Here is a 25,093-nt window from a genome sequence, read left to right on the forward strand (position 1 = left end):
CACACTGTTTTGATCAGCTTCCGCTCCCTACAATCCGTCCACGTCTTGAGCGCTGAGCGTCAAGGAGGACGTATGGCGGAGTTCTTCAACACACCACTGGCAGGACTGACGCAAGATTCCGCGTTTTCCGCACCTTCCGGTTCCGTACCTTCCGGTGTCACACCCTTCGACCGACCTGTGTCGCTCGCGGACGCGGTGCTCACCGATCACAACCGCGTCATCGTGATCGTCATCGCGGTCGTCGCCGTGGCCGCGCTGGTCGTAGCCCGGCTGCTGGTGCGGCAGGTGCTGGCGGCCGGTGAGGGAACCGACCGCATGAAGGAGATCGCGGCCGCCGTCCAGGAAGGCGCGAATGCCTATCTGGCCCGGCAGTTGCGCACCGTCGGCATCTTCGCGGTCGTGGTCTTCTGCCTGCTTCTGCTGCTTCCGGCCGACAACTGGTCGCAGCGTGCCGGCCGTTCGTTGTTCTTCCTGGTGGGTGCGCTGTTCTCGGCGGCCACCGGATATATCGGCATGCGACTCGCCGTACGGAGTAATGTCCGTGTGGCCGCTGCTGCGCGTGAGGCGACTCCCGCGGAAGGCGAACCAGAAAAGGATCTCACCGCTGTTTCGCACAAGGCGATGAAGATCGCTTTTCGTACCGGTGGCGTGGTCGGCATGATCACCGTGGGCCTCGGCCTGTTCGGCGCCTCCTGTGTCGTCCTCGTCTATGCCGCCGACGCGCCCAAGGTGCTGGAGGGCTTCGGTCTCGGTGCCGCGCTGATCGCCATGTTCATGAGGGTCGGCGGCGGCATCTTCACCAAGGCCGCGGACGTCGGCGCCGACCTCGTCGGCAAGGTGGAGCAGGGCATCCCGGAGGACGACCCGCGCAACGCCGCCACCATCGCCGACAACGTGGGCGACAACGTCGGTGACTGCGCGGGCATGGCGGCCGACCTCTTCGAGTCGTACGCCGTGACGCTCGTCGCCGCGCTCATCCTCGGCAAGGCCGCCTTCGGCGACTCCGGACTGGCCTTCCCGTTGATCGTCCCGGCGATCGGCGTGGTCACCGCGATGATCGGGATCTTCGCGGTCGCTCCGCGGCGCGCCGACCGCAGCGGAATGACCGCCATCAACCGCGGATTCTTCATTTCCGCGGTGATCTCGCTCGTTCTGGTGGCCGTGGCGGTCTTCGTCTATCTGCCGTCCTCGTACGCGGATCTGGACGGTGTCACCGACAGCGCCATCACCTCGCACGGCGGTGACCCGCGGGTCTTCGCCCTGGTCGCCGTCGCCATCGGCATCGTGCTGGCCGCTCTGATCCAGCAGCTGACCGGCTATTTCACCGAGACCAGCCGCCGTCCCGTCAGGGACATCGGCAAATCCTCGCTGACCGGCCCGGCCACCGTCGTACTCGCCGGCATCTCCCTCGGTCTGGAGTCCGCCGTCTACACGGCGCTGCTGATCGGCCTCGGCGTCTACGGGGCGTTCCTGCTCGGCGGTACATCGATCATGCTGGCGCTCTTCGCGGTGGCCCTGGCGGGGACCGGGCTGCTCACCACCGTCGGTGTCATCGTGGCCATGGACACCTTCGGCCCGGTTTCCGACAACGCGCAGGGCATCGCGGAGATGTCCGGTGACGTCACTGGTGCCGGCGCTCAGGTCCTCACCGACCTGGACGCCGTCGGCAACACCACCAAGGCCATCACCAAGGGCATCGCCATCGCCACCGCCGTCCTGGCGGCCTCGGCGCTGTTCGGCTCGTACCGCGACGCGATCGCCACCGCGGTCGGCGACGTGGGGGCCAAGGCCGGGGAGATGACACTCAGCCTGGACATCTCGCAGCCCAACAATCTGGTGGGCCTGATTCTCGGCGCCGCGGTCGTCTTCCTCTTCTCAGGGCTGGCGATCAACGCGGTGTCCCGGTCCGCCGGGTCCGTGGTCTACGAGGTGCGGCGGCAGTTCCGCGAGCATCCCGGGATCATGGACCACAGCGAGAAGCCGGAGTACGGGCGGGTCGTCGACATCTGCACCAAGGACGCTCTGCGCGAGCTCGCCACGCCGGGCCTGCTCGCCGTCCTGGCGCCGATCGCCGTCGGGTTCACGCTCGGTGTCGGGGCGCTCGGTTCGTATCTCGCGGGCGCCATCGGTACCGGCACGCTGATGGCGGTCTTCCTCGCCAACTCCGGCGGCGCGTGGGACAACGCCAAGAAGCTCGTCGAGGACGGTCATCACGGCGGCAAGGGCAGCGAGGCCCACGCCGCGACCGTCATCGGCGACACGGTCGGCGACCCGTTCAAGGACACGGCGGGGCCGGCGATCAACCCCTTGCTCAAGGTGATGAATCTGGTCGCGCTGCTCATCGCCCCGGCGGTGGTGCAGTTCAGTTACGGGCAGGACGCGAGCGCCGGGGTGCGGGCGCTGGTGGCGGTACTCGCCGTCGCCGTCATCGTCGGAGCGGTCTATGTCTCCAAACGGCGCGGGATCGCCGTGGGGGACGAAGAGGGCCCGAGCGGTGGGGACGGGGGAGGAGGCAGGCCCGCCGAGTCGCCCGATCAGGCAACCGTTTCGTGAAGCGGCGCCGCGGGGACGGCTGCGATACGTGATCTTCCGCGATCCAACGTCCGGGCGGGCGACGCATTCTGATGTGTCGTCCGCCCGGCGGTCTGCCCAGCAGCCTGCCCGGCGGTCCGACCTGTGATCCGTCCAGCGGTCCGACCTGTGGTCTGTCCGGGCGGGCGGCCCTGTGGTCCGTCCGGTGATCCGTTCAGTTGTCCGTCCGAGGCCCACCCGGTGGTGCACTCGGCGGTCCACTCGGTTGTCCGCCTGGTCAGTACACCCGTCCGCGCGCTTGCTCGCACACGTGTTCCCCTGCGTCGAGGGCTGTGCGGGTGAGTTGTATCTCCCTCATTTCCCTTGGTGCAAATGGCTGCAAAAGCCCACTGATCGGACGCCCGGCACCCGGACGGAGTGCGCCCGACGTGTAAGTTCCGGGGCCGAGAGTCTTGGAAGGGACCGATCCGGTGAACAAGAAGCTTGCGGCCGCGCTGTCCGGCGGTGCGGTACTGGTACTTACGCTGTCGGGCTGCAGCAGCGACGACAAGAGCGCAAAGGTGAACGACTGGGCCAAGACGGTCTGCGACCAGGTCCAGCCCCAACTGCAGAAGATCGCGAACGCCAACGCCGCCATCCAGCAGCAGACCGCCGACAACAGCAAGCCCGCCGACGTCCAGAGGACCGACTCGGCAGCCTTCCAGCAGATCTCGCAGGCGTACAAGGCACTCGGCGCGGCTGTCGACTCCGCGGGTGCGCCGCCGGTCGACGGCGGCGAGACCACGCAGAAGGAGGCCGTGAAGGAGCTCAACGCCTCCTCCGCGGCGTACGCGAACCTTCAGAAGAAGGTCGATGCCCTCGACACGAAGGACCAGGCGAAGTTCGCCGACGGCCTCAAGGGCATCGCGGACGAGCTGAACAAGATCAGCACCAGTGGTGACGAGGCGCTGAAGAAGCTCCAGTCCGGCGAGGTCGGCGCCGCGATGGCGAAGCAGAAGGGCTGCCAGAAGCCGACGGCCTCGGTGCCGCCGAACGCCGCCTCCCAGAAGTCGGAGTCCCCGTCGCCGTCCGCCTCGTCCGGCAAGAAGTCGTGACCGACCGGTTGCGGCGGTCGTAGCCGATGCAGCCGTTGTACGCACGGCCCGGTGCCCCGGCGGGCGCCGGGCCGCTGCCGTTGTCAGTGGGAACGGCCACAATGGGTGGGTGAGTACGACCAGCCTCCCCGCGCCCGACCGTTCGCCCCGGCTCCGCGAAGCCCTGCTTGCCGCCGCCTTCACCGCCGACGGGCTCCTCGACCTGCTCGGTGCGCCTGCCTACGCCGCGCTCGCCCGCAGCGAGACGGTTCCGGCGCTGCGCGCCACCCGGGGCGATTCCCCGCTCGACACCCTGGTGCGGCTCTTTTTGCTTCAGCACCCCGTCCCGTACGGGCGGGCCCACGCCGCGCTCCCACTGGCCGAGTGCATCGAGGACGGCTGGGTGACCCACACCGACGGCGAGGTGCGGGCCACGGTCGACGTACGGCCGTACGGCGGGCCCGAGGGGCAGGACTGGTACATCGTCTCCGACCTGGGCTGCGCGGTCGGTGGCGCGGGCGGCATCGGTTCGCGGGAGGAGGGTGTGGTGCTCGGCGTCGGCGGGGCGTCCACCACACTCGCCGGGATCACCGTCCGTACGCCTGTCGCCTCCGCGCTCGATGTCGGTACGGGCTCCGGCATCCAGGCGCTGCACGCCTCGCAGCACGCCACCCGGGTCACGGCCACCGACCTCAACCCGCGCGCGTTGGATTTCACCCGACTGACACTCGCCCTGTCCGGCGCCCCCGCGGCCGAGTTGCGCCTGGGATCCCTGTACGAGCCGGTCGGCACGGAGACGTACGACCTGATCGTCTCCAACCCGCCATTCGTCATTTCGCCCGGAGCCCGGCTCACCTACCGCGACGGCGGCATGGGCGGCGACGACCTGTGCCGGACCCTGGTGCAGCAGTCGGGCGACCGGTTGAACGAAGGCGGCTACGCCCACTTCCTCGCCAACTGGCAGCACGTCGAGGGCGAGGAGTGGCAGAGCCGGCTGAGCTCCTGGGTGCCGCACGGCTGCGACGCCTGGATCGTCCAGCGTGAGGTCCAGGACGTCACGCAGTACGCGGAGTTGTGGCTGCGCGACAGCGGCGACCACCGCACGGATCCCGCCGAGTACGCCGCGCGATACGACGTCTGGCTGGACGAGTTCGAGGCCCGCAAGACCAAGGGCGTCGGCTTCGGCTGGATCACCCTGCGGAAGTCCGCCGCGGCAGCGGCCGGGAATCCCTCGATCGTGATCGAGGAATGGCCGCACGCCGTGGAGCAGCCGCTGGGACCGGCGGTCCAGGCCCACTTCGCACGTCAGGACTACCTCCGCGAACAGGACGACGCGGCGCTCCTGACCGGGCATTTCACTCTCGCCGCCGAGGTCGTGCAGGAACAGGTCGGGCTGCCGGGCGCGGAGGATCCCGAACACGTGGTGCTCCGTCAGAACCGCGGCATGCGGCGTGCGACGAAGGTCGATGCCGTTGGCGCGGGCTTTGCGGGAGTGTGCGACGGGACGCTGCCCGCGGGCCGGATCCTGGACGCGATCGCCCAGTTGATGAACGAGGATCCGGTGCTGCTGCGCGACCGTACTCCGCAGGCGATCCGGCTGCTGGTCGAGGAGGGCTTCCTGGAGCCGGTGGCACCGGTGGTCTGACGGCATTGGTGAGCGGCAGCAGCCGGTGAGCCGACGGCGAGGCCGTGCTCCTGGTACCCCGTGCTCCCGGGAGGACGGGAGGGGCGAGCGGCTGTTGCGTTCGCCTTCGTGCCGGGACCGGATACCGGGCACGGTCTCCGGGGTCGGGCCTCCGGGACCATTGCCGGGGCCGATCACCACGTTTCCTTCTCCGGCTCCGGCTCCGGCCTCGGTCTCCTGGTCCCGCCGACCGTCCCCGGCACCCGCACCGGGCTCCGGCATGGGACTCCGTTCCGGTTCGGGTGCGTACCGCCGTACGCAAGGAACGACCTCGCCATCAGTGCGTTTGCGCTCACCGCCGTGGTCCGCCACGAGGGGCCGCTGATTCCGGTTGGTTCGCGGCCCGGCGCTGCCCCCGGGCGTCGGTTCCGCGCTCCCTCGCGGCCGGGACCGGTGGATCCGGGATGCGCGAATCTGGCCATTCACCCGGGGTTCGCGTCCACGACGCCCCGGGGTGGCAGCCTCCCCCTGACCGGACGGCACAGGCCCCGGCCGGACAGGAACAAGGAGGCGTACGGGCATGGAGAGCGGACCTGCGGTCTTCGCCGGAACGGCGTTCGCGCTGCTCGGCGCCGCGCTGCTGCTGTGGACGGGGTCGCGCGTGCTGCACCGCGCGCCGGTGGCCCAGGGTGTGAGCCCCATCGCTTCCGCCACTCTCGCCACTGTGTTCGGCGTACTTTTTCTCGTCCTCGGTGTGTGGTGCTTCACCCGCATCTGATCCACTCCCCACCGGACCCGGCCGGGAGCCGGGTAGCTCGGTGGGCCGCGCCGGGGAACACGCCCGGCCCGACCGCACTTCACCACCCGCGCCGGTGCCGCCGCGACAGCGACCCAAAACCCGCAGGCAGCGGCCGTGCGCGCGGTGGGCCGGGCAGTCCGGGCGGCAGGAATGGCGGAAGTCGGGTTACCGTTCGAGTGGCCGTTGCGGGCTTTTGCCGTTTGACACGGGGGCGGGTTGTACCGTCACACTCCGCAGCGACAGCACCGTCGGCAGCGTCATCGCGCTGCCCGGATGCCCACTGAGTGCCGACCGGAGAGAAGAGCGAAGTTGTCCCCGACCAGCGAGACCGCACAGGGCGGCCGCCGACTCGTCATCGTCGAGTCGCCTGCCAAGGCGAAGACGATCAAGGGCTACCTCGGCCCCGGATACGTCGTCGAGGCGAGCGTCGGGCACATCCGCGACCTGCCGAACGGCGCCGCCGAGGTCCCCGACGAGTACACCGGCGAGGTCCGTCGGCTCGGCGTCGACGTCGAGCATGACTTCCAGCCCGTCTACGTCGTCAACGCGGACAAGAAGGCGCAGGTCAGGAAGCTCAAGCAGTTGCTTGCCGAGTCCGACGAACTCTTCCTCGCCACCGATGAGGACCGCGAGGGCGAAGCCATCGCGTGGCACCTGCAGGAAGTTCTGAAGCCCAAGGTTCCGGTCCACCGGATGGTCTTCCACGAGATCACCAAGGACGCGATCCGGGAGGCCGTCGCCAACCCGCGCGAGCTCAACCAGCGCATGGTCGACGCCCAGGAGACCCGCCGTATCCTCGACCGCCTCTATGGCTACGAGGTCTCGCCGGTTCTGTGGAAGAAGGTCATGCCGCGTCTGTCGGCCGGCCGTGTCCAGTCCGTGGCGACCCGTCTCGTCGTCGAGCGGGAGCGCGAGCGCATCGCCTTCCGTTCCGCCGAGTACTGGGACCTGACCGGCACGTTCGTCACCGGCCGCGCCGGTGACGCCTCCGATCCGTCGACGCTTTCCGCCCGCCTCAGCGCGGTCGACGGCCGCCGCGTCGCCCAGGGCCGTGACTTCGGTCCGGACGGGCAGCTGAAGTCCGGCTCCGGCCAGGTGCTGCACCTGGACGGGACGAACGCCCGCGCCCTGGCCGCCGCGCTCGCCGACGCCACGTTCGCCGTACGGTCCGTCGAGTCGAAGCCGTACCGCCGTTCCCCGTACGCCCCGTTCCGTACGACGACCCTCCAGCAGGAGGCGAGCCGGAAGCTGGGCTTCGGTGCCAAGGCCACCATGCAGGTCGCGCAGAAGCTGTACGAGAACGGCTTCATCACCTATATGCGTACCGACTCCACGACCCTCTCGGACACCGCGATCTTCGCGGCGCGGGCACAGGTCACGCAGCTGTACGGCGCCGACTACCTGCCGGACAAGCCGCGCACGTACGCCGGGAAGGTCAAGAACGCGCAGGAGGCGCACGAGGCGATCCGTCCCTCCGGCGACCGCTTCCGTACCCCTGCCGAGACCGGTCTCACCGGCGACCAGTTCCGGCTCTACGAGCTGATCTGGAAGCGGACCGTCGCCTCCCAGATGAAGGACGCGGTCGGTAACTCCGTTACCGTCAAGATCGGCGGCCGGGCGAGTGACGGCCGCGAGGCCGAGTTCTCCGCGTCTGGCAAGACGATCACCTTCCACGGCTTCATGAAGGCGTACGTCGAAGGCGCCGACGACCCGAACGCCGAGCTCGACGACCGCGAACGGCGCCTTCCGCAGGTCGCCGAGGGCGACGCGCTGTCCGCCGAGGAGATCTCGGTCGACGGGCACGCCACCAAGCCGCCGGCCCGTTACACCGAGGCCTCGCTGGTCAAGGAGCTCGAAGAGCGCGAGATCGGCCGTCCGTCGACGTACGCCTCGATCATCGGCACGATCCTGGACCGCGGCTACGTCTTCAAGAAGGGCACGGCGCTCGTCCCGTCCTTCCTCTCCTTCGCCGTCGTCAACCTGCTGGAGAAGCACTTCGGCCGGCTCGTCGACTACGACTTCACCGCGAAGATGGAGGACGACCTCGACCGCATCGCGCGGGGCGAGGCCCAGGCCGTGCCGTGGCTGAAGCGCTTCTACTTCGGTGCGGGCGACGACGACACGGCGGGAGCGGGCGCGGCCTCCGACGCGGGCAACGGCGACGGCGACCACCTCGGCGGGCTGAAGGAGCTCGTCACCGACCTCGGCGCGATCGACGCGCGCGAGATCTCCTCCTTCCCCGTCGGCAACGAGATCAAGCTCCGGGTCGGCCGTTACGGTCCGTACATCGAGCGCGGCGAGAAGGACTCCGAGGGACATCAGCGCGCGGACGTGCCGGAGGACCTGGCACCCGACGAGCTGTCCGTCGAGTACGCGGAGGAGCTGCTGGCCAAGCCGAGCGGCGATTTCGAACTCGGTGCGGACCCGGTCACCGGACACCAGATCATCGCGAAGGACGGGCGTTATGGCCCGTACGTCACCGAGGTGCTTCCCGAGGGCACCCCGAAGACCGGCAAGAACGCGGTGAAGCCGCGGACCGCCTCGCTCTTCAAGTCCATGTCGCTGGACACGGTGACGCTGGCCGACGCGCTGAAGCTGATGTCGCTGCCGCGGGTCGTCGGCGAGGACGCCGAGGGCGTCGAGATCACCGCGCAGAACGGCCGCTACGGCCCGTACCTGAAGAAGGGCACGGACTCGCGTTCACTGACCTCCGAGGATCAGCTCTTCGACATCACCCTTGAAGAAGCCCTCGCGATCTACGCCCAGCCCAAGCAGCGCGGCCGGGCCGCCGCCAAGCCGCCGCTGAAGGAGCTGGGCACCGACCCGGTGAGCGGGGCTCCGGTCGTGGTCAAGGACGGGCGCTTCGGCGCGTACGTCACCGACGGGGAGACCAACGCGACGCTCCGGACCGCCGACAGCGTCGAGACCATCACGCCGGAACGCGGCTACGAACTGCTCGCCGAGAAGCGCGCCAAGGGGTCCGCCAAGAAGACGGCGAAGAAGGCTCCGGCCAAGACGACGACCGCCAAGAAGGCGACCGCGAAGAAGACGGTGGCCAAGAAGACCACGGCGGCGGTCAAGAAGACGGCGGCGAAGAAGACCGCGGCGAAGAAGACGACCACCGCGAAGAAGACGACGACCGCCAAGAAGGCGACCGCGACGAAGAACGCAGCCGCGGCGTCCGTGGAGGACTGACCGCACGATCGGTCCGATCGCCGGAGGGGCTGGGTTTTCCAGCTCCTCCGGCGTTCGCGTACCTGGGGCGCGTGCGAGGGGCGGGGCCCGTGCGGCGTGGCCGGTTCCGGTCCGGGAGGGAGAGGGCGCCGGGCCCGGTACTCCGTCCCTCGGAAGCCAAAGGGGCAGGGTACGGCTGGGTACGGCCCCTCAGCCGTCGGGGCCGGGACGCCCTACGGCGCCCATATGTTCGGGTGGGGCCTCCGGGGACCCCGCCGCTCCGGATAGGCTGGGCGGATGACGCGAGCCGAGCAGCCAACGGTCGTGAGCCCCACCTCCGACACACTTGCCGCAGACTCACGCGAGCGCGCCGTACGAGCCCTGTTGCGCGTTCCCCCGCTGAAGCGGTTGTGGAGCGCCCAGCTCGTCGGTGGTATCGGCGATGCACTCGCCCTTCTCGTGCTGGTGCTGATGTCGCTGCAAGCGGCGGTCCTTGAGGGCTCATTCGGAGCTGGGTACCGAGGGGTGGCGTTCGCCGTCGCCGCGGTGTTCGGTGCCCGGATCCTTGCCACCCTGCTCTTCGGAGCCGTACTCCTGGGGCCGCTGACGACGCTCACCGCGCCAGGAGGACCGCTGGACCGGCGGTGGCTGATGATCGGCACCGACGGGCTGCGGCTCGCGCTGCTGGTCGTCGCGCCGCTGTGGATCGACTGGATGCCCGACAAGGCACTCATGATGATCCTGATCACCGTCTTCGTCGTCGGTGCGAGCGAACGCCTGTGGACGGTCGCCAAGGACGGCGCAGCCCCCGCGCTGCTGCCCGCCCCGCCCCCCGAGGGCGCCGCGGTACGTCCCCTGCCCGACCACCTCGACGCACTGCGCCGGCTCTCCCTCCGTACCGACTTCGCCGCCGTCCCGGCCGCCGCGGCCGTCCTGCTGGTCGCCACGCTCATCGGCAACCTGCTGGGCTCGGGCCTGGAGTGGTTCTCGTTCCATCAGGCGGCCCTCGGCTCGTACGTCGCGGCCGGGCTCTTCTCGGCCTCCATCTCCACCCTGTACTTCCTGGAGCTGCCCGGTTCGCAGACGCCCCGCCCGCGCTCGCCGCTGGAGGGCCTGCGCCGGCCGTCGACCGGCAGCGGTCCGGACAAGGGCCGCACCGGAGCCGTACCGCTGATCGTCGGTGCCTCGGCCGCGGTCGCCGGGGCGATCGCCGCCGCCGCTGCCGTCGCCGTGCTGCACGCCGCCGAGCTGGGCGGCGGGCCCGCCGCCTTCGCCCTGCTGATCCTCGGACTGACCGGCGCCACCGGGGTCGGCATCCGTACTGCCGGGAAGGTGCTGCCCGCGCTGTCGCGGCGCAGGCTGCTCGCCCTGGCCATCGCCGTCACCGGGGTCGCGCTCCTCGCCATGGGCCTCGTGCCGGACACGGCGACCGTGCTCATGATCGCGGTGCTCGCCGGATACGCGGCGGGTGTCGCCGCCCATACCGGTCATGTCCTGGTCGACCAGGAGACCGAGGAGTTCCGCCGGGCCAGGACCACGGAACACCTCCAGGCCGTCGTACGGGTCCTCATCGCACTCGGCGCGCTCGCGGGGCCGCTGCTGGCCGCGGCGATCGGCACCCACCGGCTGACCTCCGGGGGCTTCGTCTTCGCCCACGGCGGAGCGGCCTTCGCCCTGATGCTGATCGGTGCCCTGCTGCTGCCCGTCGCCGTGGTCGTCCTCGCCAGGACGGACGACCGTTCCGGTGTGCCGCTGCGCCGCGACCTGCGTGAGGCGCTGCGCGGCGGCGACCCGGCCGTCGCCCCCGCCGCGACCGGTTTCTTCCTCGCCCTGGAGGGTGGCGACGGCGCCGGCAAGTCCACCCAGGTCGAGGCGCTCGCCGACTGGATCCGCGCCAAGGGCCACGAAGTCGTCGTCACCCGTGAGCCGGGCGCGACCCCGGTCGGCAAGCGGCTGCGCTCGATCCTGCTCGACGTGTCGTCGGCCGGGCTCTCCAACCGGGCCGAGGCACTGCTGTACGCCGCCGACCGCGCCGAGCACGTCGACTCGGTCGTCCGCCCGGCGCTGGAGCGCGGCGCGGTCGTCATCTCCGACCGCTACATCGACTCGTCCGTCGCCTACCAGGGTGCGGGCCGTGATCTCTCCCCGACCGAGATCGCCCGGATCTCGCGCTGGGCGACGAGCGGACTCGTACCGCATCTGACGGTGCTGCTGGACGTCGACCCGGAGACCGCGCGGGAACGGTTCACCGAGGCCCCCGACCGGCTGGAGTCCGAGCCGCCCGAGTTCCACGCCCGGGTGCGGTCCGGTTTCCTGACGCTGGCCGCGGCCGACCCGACCCGCTACCTGGTGGTGGACGCGGGCCAGGATCCGGAAGCGATCACCACGGTCGTACGCCACCGGCTCGACCAGCTCCTTCCGCTCTCCGAGGCCGAGATCAAGGCCCAGGAGGAGGCGCGCAAGGCGGCCGAGGAGGAGGCCCGGCGCAAGGCCGAGGAGGAAGCGGCCCGCAAGGCCGAGGAGGAGCGGCTGGAGCGCGAGCGGCAGGAACAGCTCGCCAAGCTTCGCGCCGAGGAGGAGGAGCGCAAGCGCCGCGAGCTGGAGGAGGCGCGTCGGCGCGAGGAGGAACGCCAGGCCGAGGAAGCCAGGCAGCGGGCCGAGGAGGCTCGGCGCGTGGCCGAGGAGGAGCGGCTCAGGCTGGAGGCCGAGGAGGCGGCCCGCGAGGCCGAGCAGGCCCGGCTGCGCAGGCAGGCCGAGGAGGAGGCCCGGCTGCGCAAGGAGGCCGAGGCACGACGGCTGGAGAAGCAGCGCAAGGCCGAGGAGGCACTGCTGCGGGCCGAGGCGGCCCGTCGGCAGGCCGAGGCCGACGCGGCTGCCGCTGCGGCGGCGGCGCGTGCCGAGGCTGCCGCGGCGGCGTCCGTACCGGACAACGAGATCACGGTGCCGACGCCGATCGTCAGCCCGAACGACGTGACACAGCCGGTGCCTTCGCCGGTCACCCCGACCACGCCGTCCGACGAGGCCGAAACGGCGATGATCCCGAAGATCCACGACCGGTCGGAGCGGTCCGAGCGGTCAGATCGGGCCGACTCCTCCGACCACCGGTCCGACCGGCCTGGCGCCGCCGGTGCCGCAGACGAGACGGCGGTGCTTCCTCCGGTACGAGACGGACGGGATGCACGAAGCGTTCGGGACACCCGGGGCTCCCGGGACAGCCGTGGCGCTTGGGACGCTCGGGACTCGAATCCGTCGGACCGGGTTCCGCGGGGCATCTTCCGTGATGAGCGCCCGGCGGACGCCGCGTCGGAGCGCGAGAACGAGCGCACGCGCGAGCTTCCGCAGATCGGCGACCCGGGCGCGGGCACCCCGCAGTCGGTTCAGGATCACTGGGACGGCCAGGAACATCAGGAGGGCCAGGGGCGCCGGGGCCGGCGTCCTCGTCCCGACTGGGCCGAGGAGACCCCGCTGGACGATCTGCCCACGCTGGCGGACGAGCTGCTCGGCGACCACGGCGACGACGAGGGCTCGGGCCCCTCGGGCCGGGGACGCCGACCGCGCCGCTGAACCGCGACGGCTGCCGGGCGGGTCTGACGATCCCGGCAGCCGGGCCGCCGTGCTGCCGGGATTGTCAGACCCGTCCCCCACAATGGGAGGACGGGTCGGGAGTTCGGATCAGGGCGCCGGGTCAGTGGGCCGGATCCGGCATGGGGACCCGGAAGCCGGATCCGCATGAGGGAAGCGGGACGCGGGCCGGGGAAGCGAGACCCGGTCGGTTACGCGGGATCCGGGCAGGGAACGCCGGATCGACAAGCAGCGACATCACAGCCGCGCGGCCGCGTCGCACGACAGCCGTGCGGCCGCACACCACCGGAAGGGCGATGACCCATGACCGTATGGGACGACCTGGTCGGCCAGGACCGGGTGCAGGAGCAGCTCGGTGCCGCCGCTCGGGACGCCGATGTGCTGGTCACCGCCGCCTCTGCGGGGGAGCCGGTGCCTCCGGGGTCGAAGATGACCCATGCCTGGCTGTTCACCGGGCCACCGGGTTCCGGCCGGTCCACCGCCGCCCGAGCCTTCGCCGCCGCACTCCAGTGCACCAGCCCCGACCGCGCTCTGGGCGGCGCACCAGGCTGCGGCTTCTGCGACGGCTGTCACACCAGCCTCATCGGTACGCACGCCGATGTCGACGTGGTCCGTACGGATCTGCTCTCCATCGGTGTGAAGGAGACCCGCGAGCTGGTCCGCCGCGCCCAGCTCTCCCCGGCCGTCGGCCGCTGGCAGGTCATCGTCCTGGAGGACGCCGACCGGCTCACCGAGGGCGCGGGGAACGTCCTGCTGAAGGCGGTCGAGGAGCCCGCGCCGCGTACGGTGTGGCTGCTCTGCGCACCCTCTCTTGAGGACGTGCTGCCCACGATTCGTTCCCGCTGCCGTCACCTCACGCTGCGCACGCCCCCGGTCGACGCGGTCGCCGATGTGCTGATCCGGCGTGACGGCATCGATCCGGAGCGGGCCGCGTCCGCCGCCCGTGCCACTCAGGGCCACATCGGCAGGGCCCGCCGCCTCGCCACCGACGAGAGGGCCCGTTCCCGTCGGGCCGCCGTACTCAAGCTCCCGCTGCGGGTCGAGGACATCGGAGGCTGTCTCAAGGCCGCCCAGGAGCTGATCGACACCGCCACCGATGACGCCAAGCAGGTCTCGGAGGAGGTCGACGCCAAGGAGACGGAGGAGATGAAGGCCGCGCTCGGCGCAGCCGCCGGGGGACGGATGCCGCGCGGCACGGCGGGGGTGATGAAGGAGCTGGAGGACAGACAGAAGCGCCGCAAGACCCGTACGCAGCGTGACAGTCTCGATCTCGCGCTCACCGATCTGACCGGTTTCTACCGCGATGTGCTGGCGATTCAGTTGGGCTCGCGGATCGCCATCGCCCATGCGGACGTACAGGACGCCCTCGACCGCGTCGCCCGCTCGTCCACGCCCGAGCGCACGCTGCGCCGGATAGAGGCGGTGATCGCCTGCCGTCGGGCGCTGGACCGCAATGTGGCGCCACTGCTCGCGGTGGAGGCGATGACGATGGCGTTGCGCGCGGGCTGACGCCACTCGGCACCGCTGCTCATCACCGAGGTTCGGCATTGCCGGTCGTCATCACCGCTTATCATCGCTTTCACCTGTATGGGCGAAGAATCGGGCGAGCCGCCACGCGGCGACTACGCTCCGGGGATGGACACCAGGCGCACGTTCCGCATCTTCGCCATCGCGCTCGGCACTGCCGGCCTCCTCATCTCCGGCTGCAGCAGCGGAAGTTCGACGAACGCCGCGTCGTCCTCGTCCTCGCCGTCCGTCCCCGCCGCGCTCAAGGCGTACTACGCGCAACAACTGAACTGGCGGGACTGCGGCGTCGAGGGATTCCAGTGCACGACGATGAGGGCACCGCTGGACTACACCAAGCCGGACGGCGGCGACATCGAACTGGCCGTCTCCCGCGCGAAAGCCACCGGACCCGGCGAGCGGATCGGCTCCCTCCTGGTGAATCCGGGCGGACCCGGCGGCTCGGCCATCGGCTATCTGCAGGGTTACGCCGGCATCGGCTACCCCGCCCAGGTCCGGGCCCGCTACGACATGGTCGCCATCGATCCACGCGGAGTGGCCCGCAGCGAGCCCGTCGAATGCCTCACCGGTCCGCAGATGGACGCCTACACCCAGGTCGACCAGACCCCGGACGACGCCGCCGAGGTCGACAGGCTCAGCGCCGCCAACCAACAGTTCGCAAGCGGCTGCGAGCGGCACTCCGGCAAGATCCTCCCGCATGTCTCCACCGTCGAGACGGCCCGCGACATGGACATGCTGCGGTCCCTGCTCGGCGACGAGAAACTGCACTACGTCGGGGCGTCGTACGGTACGTATCTCGGCGCGACGTACGCCGAGCTGTTCCCCGCCCGGGTCGGCCGTCTGGTCCTGGACGGCGCGATGGATCCGTCTCTCCCGGCTCTCGATGTCAACCGTGACCAGACCGCGGGCTTCGAGACCGCGTTCCAGTCCTTCGCCGCCGACTGTGTGAAGAAGGCGGGCTGCCCGCTCGGCACCACCTCCACCGCCGACGCGGCCACCCGCCTCAAGCGGCTCTTCGCCGACCTCGACGCCAAGCCGGTCCCCACCGGCGACTCCCGCGAGCTCACCGAATCCCTCGCCACCACGGGGGTCATCGCCGCCATGTACGACGAGTCGGCCTGGCCCCAGCTCCGCGACGCCCTCACCGGCGCCGAGAAGGGCGACGGCTCCGGCCTGCTCTCCCTGGCGGACGGCTACTACGAACGCGAACCGAACGGCACGTACGCGAATCTGATGGCCGCCAACACCGCCGTGAACTGTCTGGACCTGCCGCCCGCCTTCGCTGACGCCGATGCCGCCGCCCGGGCACTGCCGAGCTTCGAGAAGGCGTCCCCGGTCTTCGGCAGGACCTTCACCTGGGCAGCGCTGAACTGCGCCCACTGGCCGGTCCCGGCCACCGGCACCCCCCACCGCATCGAGGCGAAGGGCGCGGCCCCGATCGTCGTGGTCGGCACCACCCGCGACCCGGCCACCCCGTACAAGTGGGCCGAGTCCCTGGCCGGCCAGCTCTCCTCCGGCACTCTCCTCACCTACCGCGGAGACGGCCACACGGCGTACGGCCGAGGCAGCGACTGCATCGACACGGCGATCAACACCTATCTCCTGGACGGCACCCCGCCGGCCGACGGCAAGCAGTGCTCCTGATCCCGCCCGGACCGGCGCCCGACCTCCCGCCGGTCCTCACTGACTAGCCGCTGACCTGCGGGAACGGTCCACAGCCGGGCTGGTGCGGAGCACCCTCGGAAACTGTGTAGACTTGGCGACGCTGCTGATCGCACCATGGTGCGACAGGGCGTGCCGCCTTAGCTCAGTTGGCCAGAGCAACGCACTCGTAATGCGTAGGTCTCGGGTTCGAATCCCGAAGGCGGCTCAGCGAAACCCCAGGACTCACTCGCCGTGACCTGGGGTTTTGTGCTTTTCAAGTTCAATCCGTAGTGGCGGGGCGCCCCTTCCGAGGCACCATGATCGCCTCCGGTGGACAACCGGTGGACAGACGGACGGCGAGCGTGCAGAGCGGTGGACGAACGGGCGACTGAGAGCGTTCGACAACGGGGCGGTGTCAGGGACTCATCCGCGGTTCACGGACCGAAGGTCTTCCGGGAGGGTTCTGGGGGGTTTCTACAAGACGGAGGCTGAGGTGCAAGCGATGGATCCGTACGCGTCGGCAGAGGGATCGACCCTACAGGTGATGCTCGTGCCGGCAGGGTCGCTTCACTGGAACCACGTTGAGCACGAGGCGGCCATCGGGCCGGCCGGTTCAGGCAAGACGCCGTTCGGCATCGGAGGGCGCGGGGCAGGGAGAGACGGTCGAGCGTGCGGGCTCACTGGCCGGCGGAGAACATCATGTCGACCCGGCGGCGACTTGAGCCATGGCGCCGCGCATACACTCCCCGGCACCAGTGCCTGGCTCGTGTTCGTCGACGAGCTGAGCGCGGTTGAAGCGCCGAGCAACTCCGAGACGATGTTCTCGACGGGCCGCTCGTCCTGCGCGCGGTTGTTCGCCTGCAGCCCTATAGCCGTCCTCTTCGCTGGCCTCTGCTTCTAGTGCTGTGACCGGCAACGTTCACCGGTTTGCCATGGATGATCGGAAAGTTAGGCAGGGCGGAGCCGATGTCTGGGCTACTGCGCTGAGGGAGCGCGCTGTGCGGTGAGCACGGGCTGGTAGTACCCGCTGGAGGCCGGACTGTGCCAGGCGATTTTGGTGAAGCCGGCTTCAGTCACGAACTCTGTCAGCTGCGGGGGCGTCAGCGCCCAGTGGGTGGTCCGGCGGACTCGGACCTGCCAGGTGTTCTTTGCGGGGATGAGCTGGAAGTGCTCCAGGTCGTAGCGTTCGCCGTCTTCGTGCCAGTCCCACAGCTGGAAGGTGATCGCTTGGCCGTCGCGTGTTTGCGAGACCTGGGGAGGTGTCGACGTGGGTCTGGTCTGGCGCGTCTCGTTATAGGACCGGACGGTGATCACCAGCAGTCCGTCGTCTCGGAGTACTCGTCTCATGCCGAGGAGTGCCGTCCGGAGATCTTGCCCGGAGAGTAGGTGCGTGAGCGAGTTGTCCGCGCAGAGGACGACGTCGAATGACGTCTCTCTGAAAGGCAGTTGGCGCATGTCAGCCGCAGCGGCCGGAAGCCGGCTTCCCCGGGCCGCCGCCTCGGCGGCGGCGCGCGCGGCGGCGACCGGGCTCAGGTCGCTGCCGACGACTTGGTGCCCGGCCAGGGCCAGGCCGATGGCCTGGGTGCCGATCCCGCACGAGCAGTCCAGGACGGTGTGTGGTCCCGCGCCGAGAGATTGGCGGAGGAGCCCACCCAATACCTCGGCCTGGTAGGCCATGCTTGCGTCCCAGTCCCGGAACATCAGGTGGTAGTCGTGGGCCAAATCGTCGTAGAAATCCCGCACGGAGGGCTCGGACATGTATCCCACCGTAGTGCGTGGTCGCCGGGGAGTGCGGGCAGTTTTAGGCAGCGGCTGCCTGACTTCGGCCGCCCCAGCGGATGCCCTTCTCGCTGCGGATACGGGCGCGTTCGCGGCGTTGGGCGGCCAGCACGTCGGGGTGGCGGGCGTTCGCGTTGCGCCAGCGGAGGTAGGCGTGAAGGGCTCGGGTCTGCGCGGTGTGGTTGGGATGGTTGGAGTTAGCGATGGTGAACTGCCGCAGGGGTCCGAAGTGGGCCTCGATCGGGTTGGCCCAGGACGCGTAGGTCGGGGTGAAGCACAGCTCGACCCGGTTCTTCTTTGCCCAGCGTCGGATGGTCTCGCCCTTGTGGGCGGACAGATTGTCCAGGATGACGTAGATCGGGGCGCCGTCTGGCCGGGCCGCCCGGATTGACCTCAGCGCAGTCAGGGTGTTCGCGGCCCATTTCTTGCGCCGGTTGACGCCCCAGAGCGTGTCGTCGCCGACCGAGTAGCAACCGTGGAAGTAGCGCACCCCGTGAGTACGGTGGTAGGTCGCGGGATGCCGCTCGGGCCGACCCTGTTCGGCCCAGCACGACCCGGCGGTGGGCCTGATGCCGAGCGGGCCGAACTCGTCGAGCGCGAACACGCGGTCCGGGAAGTGCTCCAGCACGTGCTCGATCCGGTCGAGCTTGGCGTCGCGCTCGGGGTCGGGGGATTCCTTCCAGGTCTTGGTGCGCTGGAAGGTGACGCCGCGGCGGGCGAGCAGGCACCGTAACGCCTCGCGGCCGATCCGGATCACACGGCCGTGTACGAGGCGCAGGTAGGCGGCGAGTTTGCGGATGGACCAGCGGGTGAAGGGCTGCCCGAGCTTGGTCGGTCGGGTGGTGGCCGTCTGGACGACGAAGTCCTCGTCGTCAGGACTGAGAAGGCGGGGACGGCCTCCCGCCCACCGAGGGTCCAAGCAGGCCAGACCGGCCTCGTTGAACCGGTGGATCACGTCCCGGACCGTGTCCTCGTCGGCCTGCACCAACTTCGCGATCACCGGCACCCGGTTCCCGCCAGCCGAGGCCAGCAACATCATCGCGCGCCGGTAACGCACCGCACTGGTGCTGCCCCGGCGCACGATCTGCTGCAGCTTCTGCCCCTCCTGGTCAGTCAACCTGCGCACACGGACAGGCTCAGCCACCACACCCCCAGCGGTCAGATCGGACGTCACCGCTCATCTCACCGCTCGGACACCCAACCCGGCGAACCTACGTGGTCAGAGCACTAGCAGAGTTCGTCCGGTGGGGCGTTCCAGAAGCTCCAGTACGGTGGCCAATCGTTCATCCAAGTGTGTCCGCGATCACGCTCGGTTCGGAGCGTGGGTGCTGGTCATCGTCTGCAGGTCGCTGCTGCCTGCCGTATCGGACTCCCCAAATGTCAGCGCCCTCCTCCATAATCGGGGCACCGTCTTCAATGAAGGACCTCATCTCTGTGACGATCACCCAGCACGAGCTCGAATCACGGCTGTGGGACGCCGCGAACGCGCTCCGCGGCCCCGTCGACCCGGCTGACTTCAAGACCTACGTCTTCCCGATGCTGTTCTGGAAGTGGATCAGCGACACTTGGGTCCACGAGCACGACGCGGCGTTCGATGCCTACGGCGACGACCTCGACGACGAGATCGAGGCCGACTTTCACCGGTTCGAGCTGCCCGAGGGCACGCTATGGAGCGAGGTCACCGACAAGTTCACCAACCTCGGTGCGGAGATCGCGAAGACCTTCCAGCGAATCGAAATGGCCAACCCCCGCTCGCTCGCCGGCGTCTTCGGCGACGCCTCGTGGGGCAACCAGGAGCGCATCCCGGAGTCGGCCCTGCTGGGGCTCATCCGAGCGTTCAACAAGATCAGGCTCGACCCGTCGACGGTCTCGCACGACCTGCTCGGCGCGGGCTACGAGTACTTGCTGAAGAACTTCGCCGACGAGTCGGGCAAAAAGGCCGGCGAGTTCTTCACGCCCCGTGAGGTCGTGAACCTGCTCGTCGGGATCCTCCAGCCTGAGCCGGGCGAGTCCGTCTACGACCCGTCCTGCGGCTCCGGCGGGATGCTTGTCGCGACGATCAACCAGCTGCGCGAGTCCGGCAAGGATCACCGTACGCTCAGGGCGTACGGCCAGGAGATCAACCTGACGACGGCCTCGATCGCCCGGATGAACTTGTTCCTGCACGAGATCGAGGACTTCGACATCAAGCGCGGAGACACCCTCCGCGCTCCAGCGTTCAAGGCCCCCAGCGGTGCTGTCCGCCAGTTCGACACCGTGATCGCCAACCCGCCCTTCTCGCTGGCAAATTGGGGAGCGGACCGCTGGTCCTCGGACCCGCGAGCCATCTGCGGCGTTCCGCCGGCGAAGAACGGCGACTACGCCTTCGTCCAGCACATGGTCTCGTCGATGAAGCCTGGATCCGGCCGCGTCGGTGTGGTGATGCCTCACGGCGTGCTGTTCCGCGGAGGCGCGGAGGCGAATATCCGCCAGGGCCTCATCGAGAAAAACCTTCTGGAAGCCGTTGTCGGGCTGCCGCCCAACCTCTTCTACTCGACCTCGATCCCGGCGTGCCTGCTGATCTTCCGTGATCAGAAGCCTGTCGAACGCAAGGAGCACGTCCTCTTCATCGACGGCTCGGCCCGGTTCGTCAAGGGCAAGAAGCAGAACCGTATGTCCGAGGCTGACGTCAGGGCTCTCATCGAGGCGTACCAGACAGGCAACGACCCAGACGGTGAGGGTGGTGCGAACGTCCGTCTGGTGCCGTTCGAGGAGATCGAGCAGAACGGCTTCGACTTGAACATCGGCCGCTACATCAAGGTTGCTGCCGAGGAGACTGCCGATCTGGGTGCAGCGCTCGTCGCATATGCCGATGCTCGCCAACACCGGATGAATACCGAGGCCGTCATGTTCGAGCGGCTCGCAGCGGCAGGAGTCGACCTGAGCGTGTTCGGGGTGCCCAGTGAGTGAGTGGGAGCGGGTCCGGCTCGACGAGGTCATCGCGCTGAACGTCGACGCGGTCCCGGTCACGGCGACGACCTCCTATGACATCGTCGGTGTCTTGAACCGCGGTCGGGGCCTGTTGTTTCGGGAACCGATCACTGGCAGTGAGACCTCGTACAAGACGCTGAATCGCATCCGCCCAAACCAGATCGTCTACAGCCGCTTGAAGGCGTTCGAAGGAGCGATCACCGTTGCTCCGAACGATCTTGGCGGGGTTTACGCGTCGCAAGAATTTCCGACATTCACGTGCGGTGAGCGAATGCTTCCCGAATACTTCCGACTCCTTACCACCACAAAACGACTGTGGGAGCAACTGCAGGCGTTGTCGACCGGCATGGGTGGCAGGCGTGAACGGGTCAAGCCTGCTGACTTTTTGACGATGGAACTTGCTCTCCCCTCCTTGTCGGAGCAGCGCCGCATCGTTGACGTCGTGGTCGCGGTCGATGCGCTGGTCCAAAGGCTGGCGATTGAGACGGTGGCGGCGGAGATGGCCCTCAAGGCAACTCGTGATTCGCTACTCACGGCAATGAATGGCTCTGAAGTCCCGTTGAAGATGTTGACGACCAAAATCGGTAGCGGAGCTACCCCACGTGGAGGTGAAGCCGCGTACGTGCTGGAGGGCGTTTCACTGATCCGCTCCCAGAACGTGTACGACGGTCGCTTCGAGTGGAATGGCTTGGCGAAGATCCTTGACGACCAAGCTCGCTCGCTCGACAACGTAGCCGTGGAACCGAGCGATGTCCTCATCAACATCACGGGGGCCTCAGTCAACCGGGTCGCAATGGTGCCGGACGAAGCACTACCTGCACGGGTGAACCAGCACGTCGCAATCTTGCGATGCAACCGAGATGTCCTCGAGCCGTCGTACCTCGCTCACGTGCTCAGACGTTCGGATCTGAAGGCTGCCCTCGATGTGATGTCCGGTTCCGGCAGCACTCGGCAAGCTCTTACGAAGGCTCAGTTGGAGACGTTCAGTATCCCTTCCCCGCCGGTCGACGAGCAGCGGGCGGTTGCAACAGTCTTGGACGGCTTCCTTTCCGAGAGCGCCGCCGCCCATTCAGAACTCGCTCAACTCAGAGCGTTCCGCTCGACTCTTCTGACCTCCCTCCTGAACCAGGAGATCGAGATTCCCGAGACCTATGACGCTCTGCTCGAGGAGGTGTCCTGACATGGGGTGGACGGAAGCGAGCACGATCCAGCGTTCACTGCTCGAGTGGGCGGAGGAGGCTGGCTGGGAGCGTCTCCAAGGGGACGAGTTACCGCGCGATGAGCATGACGTCATCGTCGAGGACTGGGCACGCGAAGCGTTGCTCGCGCTGAACCCGGAGCTGGTCGACGACCCCGAGTCGGCGGACCTCGTTCTGCATGAGCTCAATCAGGCTGTCCTCGATGCGCACAACGGTCTCGTTGCGGCCAACGAGCGGCTGACCGTGATGCTTCGTGGCGACCACTCGTTCACAACGATCGACGGTAGGCATGTGCCTCGTCGGCTGATCGACTTTAAAGACCTCAACAACAACCGCTTCACCGTCGCTGACGAGGTCACCGTCAACGGTGCGACCAAAACGCGCCGGTTCGACGTCGTCTACTACGTCAACGGGTTCCCGCTGGTCGTTGCCGAGACCAAGACGCCTGTGAAGCATCAGGTCTCGTGGGTCAACGCCGCGAAGGACCTTCACGACGTGTACGAGGAGGAATACCCGAACTTCTTCGCGACGAACGTCTTCAACGTCGCCACCGAGGGCCTGGAGTTCCGCATGGCTCCGATCCGTGCGGTCCCGGACCCCGACTCCGAGATCTGGGCCCCGTGGGGGTCCACTGAGGACGACCCAAAAACCGTCACGGGCCCGGCTCGTGTCGAGCGGGCCGCGCGCTTGCTGCTGCGGCCGGAGACAATCCTGCCGATCCTCAAGGACCTGGTGATGTTCCGTCACGCTCGGGACGCCTCCGAGGTCGACATCAAGTTCTTGCCTCGTTACCCGCAATTCGAGGCGGCTCTGGCGATCCACGCAAAAGTGCTCGCAGGCCGTCCTGGCGGACTGATCTGGCATCACCAGGGATCGGGCAAGACCGAACTCATGGCTTTCGCCGCCGCCCGTTTGCTGCGCGATGACGCGGTGACGGGGAAGTTCGGGAGCGCGCCGACTGTCATCGTGATCGCCGACCGTAAGGATCTGGTCCGGCAGACGGCGGAGATGTTCGAGACTGCCGGCATGCCGCGAATGTCGGTGCCCCGCAATCGGCGGGAGCTGCACGCTTTGCTGCGTAGCGGTGAGCCCGGTGTGGTCATCACGACGGTGCACAAGTTCGCTGAGGCCGGCCATCTGAACAACCGGTCGAACATCGTGGTCCTCGTTGACGAGGCGCACCGCTCGCAGGAGGGGAAGTTCGGCGATGCGTGGCGCGCGGCGGTGCCGAATGCGAAGTTCTTCGGTGCGACGGGTACTGCGATCGAGGACAAGGACCGTTCGACGTTCAAGCTGTTCGGCGACCCTGGCGACCCGGACTTTGTGATGTCGCGGTATACGCCGGAGCAATCCATCGCCGATGGGTTCACCAAGCCAGTGATCGTGGAGGGCCGGTCTGTCGGGTTCAACCTCGACAAGGAAGCTTTGGACGAGGCCTTCGACGAGCTGGCTACGGAGGAGGGCTTGGACGAGGAGGAGAAGGTCTTCCTGTCGGGGAAGGCGTCTCACATCGAGACGATCCTGTCCAACCCCGAGCGCGTGGTTGCTGTGTGTGCCGACATCGTCGATCACTTCCTTACCTATGTCGCGCCTCTGGGGCAGAAGGCTCAGGTCGTGGCCTACAACCAGCGCCTTGTGATCGCGTACACCAGGGCCATCGAGGCCGAGCTGGAGCGCCGTGCTGCAGTCATGCCGGACGGACGACTCCGTGAGGTCGGTGTGGTGATGCACGTCGCCGACAGCAAGGAGACCCCCAAGGAGCACAAGAAGCACCTGCTTACTCCGGAGCAGGAGGAGGCGCTTAAGCGCCGCTTCAAGAAGGTCGATGACCCGATGTCGTTCATCGTTGTCACCGCGAAGTGGATGACCGGTTTCAACGCTCCCATCGAGGGCGTGCTGTATCTCGACAAGCCCGCCAAGGACACGAACCTGTTCCAGACGATCACGCGGCCCAACCGTCCGTGGAAGAATCCTGTCACCGGTCAGCGCAAGGACTTCGGGCGGGTCGTCGACTACATCGGGCTCGCGAGGGCCATCGGCAAGGCAGTCGCCGGCCCGAAGGTGAAGGACGACGAAGAGGACGAGCTCAACGTCACCGACGCCTCCAAACTGGCGGGGAAGTTCGTCGCCGACCTCACGCGTCTGCTGCATCTGTTCGGCGGCATCGACACCAGTGACTCGTCGTTCGAGTCGCTCGCCGAGGCCCACGAGCGGATCCCCGAGGGCGGCGCGCAGCGCACCGAGTTCATCGAGACCTACGTCGCGCTGCAGACGGTGTGGGAGTTCCTCGACCCACACCCGATGCTCCGGCCATTCAAGGGGCAGTACTTCTGGCTCGCGAAGGTGTACGAGTCGATCCGGCCCAAGGACGTCTCCAAGACGTTCCTCTGGGCACGTCTCGGCGCGAAGACCACTGACCTGATTCACGGTCACATGAGCGATGTGGGCGTGAAGTCGATGCTGTCGAAGACAGTCACGCTCGACGCTGCCGGCCTGGCGCTGGTAAAGAAGATCGCCGAGCAGCTGAAGCTCTCCGAGCAGCAGACGCCGGAGTCGAAAGCCGATGACGTGTACCAGGAGGTCCTCGACTCCATCGAGGCGCGCCTCAGGCGTCGGCTCGCCGATACCGAGAGCCCGGCGTACCGGTCGCTGGCGGAGCGGATCGAGAAGCTCCGTGCCAAGGCGATCGAGAACGTCGAGGACTCGCTGGCGTTCCTCGAGGAAGCGCTGAAGATCGCTCAGGTCGTGGTCGCCGCGGACCGGGCAGCGGAACAGGGCGACCAGGGAGCGCTCGACCGGCTGGTCGAACCGAAGCGTGGGGCGCTCACTCAGATCGTCGCGGAGAACACACCGCCCGGGCTGCACAAGATCGTCCCCGACATAGCCTCGCGGATCGACTCGATCGTCGTCGAGGTCGCCTATGCCGGTTGGAGCGCGAGCGACGCGGGTGACAAACGCGTCCGTCGCGAGCTGCGTTCCGTCTTGAAGGAGTACAGCTTGCCGATCAAGGGCGAGCTGTTCGACCGAACGTACGAGTACGTGCGGGAGAACTATTGAGCGACGTCACGACCGGGATCATCGCAAAGATTGTCCAAGTGCTGAGGCTGAGCTTCTCACAGCGCACCTCCGGAGCCATCGCCCAGTGGGCACAGCAGCGCGGTCTGCTGTGACCAACAAAAGCCGGAGCCCTGGT

Annotated in this window: 13 protein-coding genes and 1 tRNA gene; 12 read left to right on the top strand and 2 right to left on the bottom strand. The window is 68.4% G+C overall.

What is annotated here, in order from left to right; genetic code table 11:
* Window positions 1-72 precede the first annotated feature (72 nt).
* The 9 genes from ACZ68L_RS26315 to ACZ68L_RS26355 all read left to right on the top strand — a co-directional run bounded on the left by ACZ68L_RS26315 (window position 73) and on the right by ACZ68L_RS26355 (window position 16,178).
* On the top strand, window positions 73-2,553 hold the full coding sequence (locus ACZ68L_RS26315; RefSeq protein ID WP_469581001.1) for a sodium-translocating pyrophosphatase: 2,481 nt from the start codon (window positions 73-75) through the stop codon (window positions 2,551-2,553).
* A 449-nt stretch (window positions 2,554-3,002) separates the two neighbouring features.
* Window positions 3,003-3,626, top strand: coding sequence for a small secreted protein (locus ACZ68L_RS26320; RefSeq protein ID WP_469581003.1), 624 nt, complete (start codon window positions 3,003-3,005; stop codon window positions 3,624-3,626).
* A 109-nt stretch (window positions 3,627-3,735) separates the two neighbouring features.
* Window positions 3,736-5,250, top strand: a complete 1,515-nt coding sequence (locus ACZ68L_RS26325; RefSeq protein ID WP_469581005.1) for a DUF7059 domain-containing protein — start codon at window positions 3,736-3,738, stop codon at window positions 5,248-5,250.
* 559 nt (window positions 5,251-5,809) lie between these two features.
* Window positions 5,810-6,007: a hypothetical protein gene (locus tag ACZ68L_RS26330; RefSeq protein WP_469581008.1), complete on the top strand. Its 198-nt coding sequence runs from the start codon at window positions 5,810-5,812 to the stop codon at window positions 6,005-6,007.
* A gap of 330 nt (window positions 6,008-6,337) precedes the next feature.
* Entirely contained in the window at window positions 6,338-9,223 is a 2,886-nt protein-coding gene (gene topA, locus ACZ68L_RS26335) for a type I DNA topoisomerase (protein ID WP_469581010.1), read from the top strand.
* Window positions 9,224-9,499: 276 nt separating this feature from the next.
* Window positions 9,500-12,766 (top strand): dTMP kinase, encoded by a 3,267-nt coding sequence (tmk, locus tag ACZ68L_RS26340; protein ID WP_469581012.1) that lies wholly within the window; start codon window positions 9,500-9,502, stop codon window positions 12,764-12,766.
* Between the two features lie 321 nt (window positions 12,767-13,087).
* Window positions 13,088-14,293: a DNA polymerase III subunit delta' gene (locus ACZ68L_RS26345; protein ID WP_469581015.1), complete on the top strand. Its 1,206-nt coding sequence runs from the start codon at window positions 13,088-13,090 to the stop codon at window positions 14,291-14,293.
* A 126-nt stretch (window positions 14,294-14,419) separates the two neighbouring features.
* The gene (locus ACZ68L_RS26350; protein WP_469581017.1) at window positions 14,420-15,952 is read left to right on the top strand and encodes an alpha/beta hydrolase; all 1,533 of its coding nucleotides are present in this window, start codon (window positions 14,420-14,422) and stop codon (window positions 15,950-15,952) included.
* Window positions 15,953-16,104: 152 nt separating this feature from the next.
* A tRNA-Thr gene (locus ACZ68L_RS26355) sits at window positions 16,105-16,178 on the top strand.
* 749 nt (window positions 16,179-16,927) lie between these two features.
* Here the strand turns inward: ACZ68L_RS26355 and ACZ68L_RS26360 are convergent.
* Entirely contained in the window at window positions 16,928-17,710 is a 783-nt protein-coding gene (locus ACZ68L_RS26360) for a class I SAM-dependent methyltransferase (RefSeq protein WP_469581020.1), read from the bottom strand.
* A 43-nt stretch (window positions 17,711-17,753) separates the two neighbouring features.
* Complete coding sequence (locus ACZ68L_RS26365) at window positions 17,754-18,875, bottom strand: IS630 family transposase (protein ID WP_469581024.1); 1,122 nt, start codon at window positions 18,873-18,875, stop codon at window positions 17,754-17,756.
* Between the two features lie 290 nt (window positions 18,876-19,165).
* Here ACZ68L_RS26365 and ACZ68L_RS26370 point away from each other — a divergent pair, with 290 nt between their 5' ends.
* The 3 genes from ACZ68L_RS26370 to ACZ68L_RS26380 are packed head-to-tail and all read left to right on the top strand — an operon-like array spanning window position 19,166 to window position 24,957.
* Complete coding sequence (locus ACZ68L_RS26370) at window positions 19,166-20,680, top strand: type I restriction-modification system subunit M (protein WP_469581027.1); 1,515 nt, start codon at window positions 19,166-19,168, stop codon at window positions 20,678-20,680.
* On the top strand, window positions 20,673-21,881 hold the full coding sequence (locus tag ACZ68L_RS26375; protein WP_469581029.1) for a restriction endonuclease subunit S: 1,209 nt from the start codon (window positions 20,673-20,675) through the stop codon (window positions 21,879-21,881). Before ACZ68L_RS26370 ends, ACZ68L_RS26375 begins: the two co-directional genes overlap by 8 nt.
* 1 nt (window position 21,882) lies before the next feature.
* A complete protein-coding gene (locus tag ACZ68L_RS26380; RefSeq protein WP_469581032.1) occupies window positions 21,883-24,957 on the top strand; it encodes a type I restriction endonuclease subunit R in 3,075 nt (1,024 codons plus the stop codon).
* The last annotated feature ends 136 nt before the right edge of the window (window positions 24,958-25,093 follow it).

The organism is Streptomyces sp. NPDC104309 (genome assembly GCF_055584025.1).

Bases quoted from the DNA above. Each gene is read 5' to 3' on its own strand.
- ACZ68L_RS26315 (WP_469581001.1), top strand. From the start codon at position 73: ATGGCGGAGTTCTTCAACACACCACTGGCAGGACTGACGCAAGATTCC.
- ACZ68L_RS26330 (WP_469581008.1), top strand. From the start codon at position 5,810: ATGGAGAGCGGACCTGCGGTCTTCGCCGGAACGGCGTTCGCGCTGCTC.
- tmk (WP_469581012.1), top strand. From the start codon at position 9,500: ATGACGCGAGCCGAGCAGCCAACGGTCGTGAGCCCCACCTCCGACACA.
- ACZ68L_RS26345 (WP_469581015.1), top strand. From the start codon at position 13,088: ATGACCGTATGGGACGACCTGGTCGGCCAGGACCGGGTGCAGGAGCAG.
- ACZ68L_RS26350 (WP_469581017.1), top strand. From the start codon at position 14,420: ATGGACACCAGGCGCACGTTCCGCATCTTCGCCATCGCGCTCGGCACT.
- ACZ68L_RS26360 (WP_469581020.1), bottom strand. From the start codon at position 17,710: ATGTCCGAGCCCTCCGTGCGGGATTTCTACGACGATTTGGCCCACGAC.
- ACZ68L_RS26380 (WP_469581032.1), top strand. From the start codon at position 21,883: ATGGGGTGGACGGAAGCGAGCACGATCCAGCGTTCACTGCTCGAGTGG.